This window comes from Nonomuraea sp. NPDC003707 (assembly GCF_053587055.1).
Map to the genome: position 1 here is coordinate 1 of NZ_JBSFNK010000111.1, position 3520 is coordinate 3520.

1 protein-coding gene is annotated in these 3520 nt (G+C 71.3%); it reads right to left on the reverse strand.

The features are described from left to right. On the reverse strand, window positions 1–3509 hold a 3509-nt coding region (locus tag ACWDRB_RS67640), incomplete at its 3' end, for an SDR family NAD(P)-dependent oxidoreductase (protein ID WP_449912830.1). Between the last annotated feature and the right edge of the window lie 11 nt (window positions 3510–3520).

Here is a 3520-nt window from a genome sequence, read left to right on the forward strand (position 1 = left end):
CCGCTGGGTTGGTGCCAGAGTCCCCAGGCGAGGGCTTGGGCGGGTAGGCCGGTGGTGTGGCGGTGGATGGCGAGTGCGTCCAGGAAGGCGTTGGCCGCCGAGTAGTTGCCCTGTCCGGCGCTGTCGAGGGTGCCGGCTGAGGAGGAGTAGAGAACGAACGCGGCCAGGTCCAGTCGCTGGGTGGCCTGGTGCAGATGCCAGGCGGCATCCGCCTTGGGCCGCAGTACCCGGTCGATCTTGTCCGGGGTGAGCGAGGTGACCACGCCGTCGTCGAGGACTCCGGCGGTGTGGAAGACCGCCGTCAGGGGATGCTCGGCGGGGATCCGGTCAAGGAGTGCGCTGACTTGCTCGGGGTCGGACAGATCGCAGGCCGTGATGTCGACGGTTGCGCCGGCTGCTTCCAGGTCGGTGCGGAGTTGGTCGGCGTCGGGGGCTTGGTCTCCTCGGCGGGAGGCCAGCAGCAGATGCTTGGTCTGGTGCTCGGTGGCGAGGTGGCGGGCCAGGATGGCGCCTAGGCCGCCGGTGCCGCCGGTGATCAGCACGGTGCCGTCGGGGTCCAGCGCGCGCGGCATGGTGAGGATGATCTTGCCGGTGTGGCGGGCCTGGGCCATGTGCCGGAATGCTTGGCGGGCCTGCTGCACCGGCCAGCACCGCACCGGCAGACCGGCCAGTTCCTGGGAGGCGAACAGGTCCAGCAGTTCGGCGAGCATCTGGCCGATACGATCGTGCCCGGCATCCATGAGGTCGAAGCTGCGGTAACGGACGTGGGGGTGGGTGTTCGCGACGTCGGCCGGATCGCGCCGGTCGGTCTTGCCCATCTCAACGAACCGCCCGCCAGGGGTGAGGAGGTCGAGGGAGGCGTCGGTGAACGGCCCCGCCAGCGAGTTGAGCACCACGTCCATCCCTTCGCCCCCGGTGACTGCGGCGAAGGCGTCGGCGAAGTCCAGGTCGCGGGAGGAGGCGATGTGGCCCTCAGGCACTCCCAGCGCCCGCAGCAGGTGCTGCTTGGCAGGTGAGGCGGTGGCGAAGACCTCCGCACCCAGGTGCCGGGCGATCTGGATGGCGGCCATGCCGACTCCGCCGGCGCCGGAGTGGATCAGTACCCGCTCCCCGTGGGTGAGCTCGGCCAGGTCGACGAGCCCGTACCAGGCGGTCGCGAACGCTCCCGGGACGGAGGCCGCGCGGGCGAAACTCCATCCCTGCGGCATCCGCGCCATCATCCGGCGATCAGCCACGACACGCGGGCCGAAGGTCCCTTCGCCCATGCCCATCACCTGATCGCCGACCCGCAGCCCTTCCACGCCGGGCCCGACCTCGGAGACGATCCCGGCGAACTCACCACCGATGAGCCCGCCCTGCTCGGGCACCATGCCCAGTGTCACGACCACGTCGCGGAAGTTCAGGCCGGCCGCGCGGACGTCCACGCGGACTTCACCGGCGGCCAGCTCCTGATCGGCCTCGGGGGCCGGGATCAGGTTCAGCCCGTCGATGGAGCCCTTGACGGGGCTGTCCAGCCGCCAGGCTTCCGGCCCCTCGGGCGTCGCGAGATCGCCGGACGTGTCCGCCCGGGCCAGACGGGGCACCAGCACCCGACCGGCCCGCACCACCAGCTGCGGCTCGTCCTCCACGCCCAGCAACGAAGCCAGCGCGGTGAGCGAATCGGCCGCGCGATCGACGTCCACGAGGACGATCCGGCCTGGGTTCTCCGCCTGCGCCGAACGCACCAGGCCCGACACCGCAGCCTCGACCAGAGCACCATCGCCGGCGCTGCCGGCCTCGGTACCGGTCGTCACGGCACCCGTGGTCACCAGCACCAGCCGGGTCTCGGCCAGCCGATCGTCGGCCAGCCAGTCACGCAGCACGCCCACGACCCGGTCCAGCTCCGACCGCAGGCCCTCCAGCAGTTCCGGGTCGTCTGCCTGCGGAATCGGGCAAGGAATGACCAGGGTCGTGATGCCGTCGTCGCCCGCTGCCGCGTGGAGATCGGCGTATGAGCGCACCTCCAGGTCGCCGCCGCGCAGGGCTTCGGTCACTCTGCCGTCCGTCTCTATGACGGCTATCGGCCCTCGGGCATGGGGTGGGTTCCAGCTTGGCGGTATCACCCACTGCAGGTGGTGGAGCGCGTCGTGCCCGGGCTGGGTACGCGATGACAGTCCACCGGCGGGCAGCGGCCGCGTGACCAGACTCGTGACGGCCGCGACCGGGACGCCGGTGGCGTCGGCGATCCGGATGCTGGAAGCGCCGCCCTCGGCCGGAAGGACGTGAACGCGCACCTGCTGAGCGCCGGAAGCGAGCAACTCCACCCCGTTCCAGGCGAACGGCAGCGCGACCCCCTCAACCTGCTCGACGAGACCGGTGGCGTGCAGGGCGGCGTCCAGCAACGCCGGGTGGATACCGTAACCGCCGGCCTCGGCAGCCTCCCGCTCGTCGAGCTCCACCTCGGCGAACACCTCTGCGCCACGCACCCAGGCCCGCTTGAGTCCCTGGAACGCCGGACCGTACCCGTATCCGGTGCTGGCCAGTGTCTCGTAGTGGCTGGATACGTCCACCGCCTGCGCTCCCGCGGGCGGCCACTGTTCGTCAGCAGGACTCGGCGTGCTGCTTGTTGCGGTGAGGGTTCCAGTGGCGTGGCGTGTCCAGGGTCGCCGGCTGGTGCGGGCATGCACCGCCACCTCACACCGCCCGTCCTCGTCGGCTACGGACACCGCCACCTGGATCTGGACCGGTTCGTCGCCCTCGATGACCAGCGGCGCTTCAAGCGTCAGCTCCTCCAGCACCGGGCAGCCGACCTCGTCTCCCGCTCGCACGGCCAACTCCACGAAGCCGGTGCCGGGGAAGATCACCGTTTGTCCCACTCCGTGATCGGCGAGCCAGGGGTGTGTGGCGGTGGAGATCCGGCCGGTCAACACCAGCCCGCCGTGATCGGGCAGTTCCACCGCGGCTCCGAGCAGGGGGTGGTCCACGCGGGCCTGGCCGAGCCCGCCCGCGTCCGACACACCGGTCGTGGCGGGCTCCAGCCAGTAGCGCCGGTGCTGGAACGCATACGTGGGCAGCTCAGTGCCTGCGCCGGTCACGGTGAGGAGCCGTTCCCAGTCCACCCCGACACCGGCGGTGAACGCCTCGCCCGCCGAACGCATGAACCGGTCGGGGCCGCCCTCGCCACGGCGCAATGATCCCACCGCAACGCCCGATGTGCCGGTGGCGTCCAGGATGTCCTGCACCGCCATCGTCAGCACCGGATGCGGGCTCACCTCGATGAACGCGGTGCGGCCATCGGCCAGCAACGCCCGCACCGCCCCCTGGAAGTCCACCGGCCGGCGGGCGTTGGCGAACCAGTACTCCGCCCCCAGCTCCGAGCCCGCCAGCACCCCACCGGTCACCGTCGAATACACCGGCACCCGCCCCGGCGCGGGCTCGATGGGGCCCAGCATCTCCAGCAACTGCTCGCGCAACGGCTCGACCATCTGCGAATGCGAGGCCACCGTGGTGGCGATCACCCGCGCCCGCACCCCCTCACCAC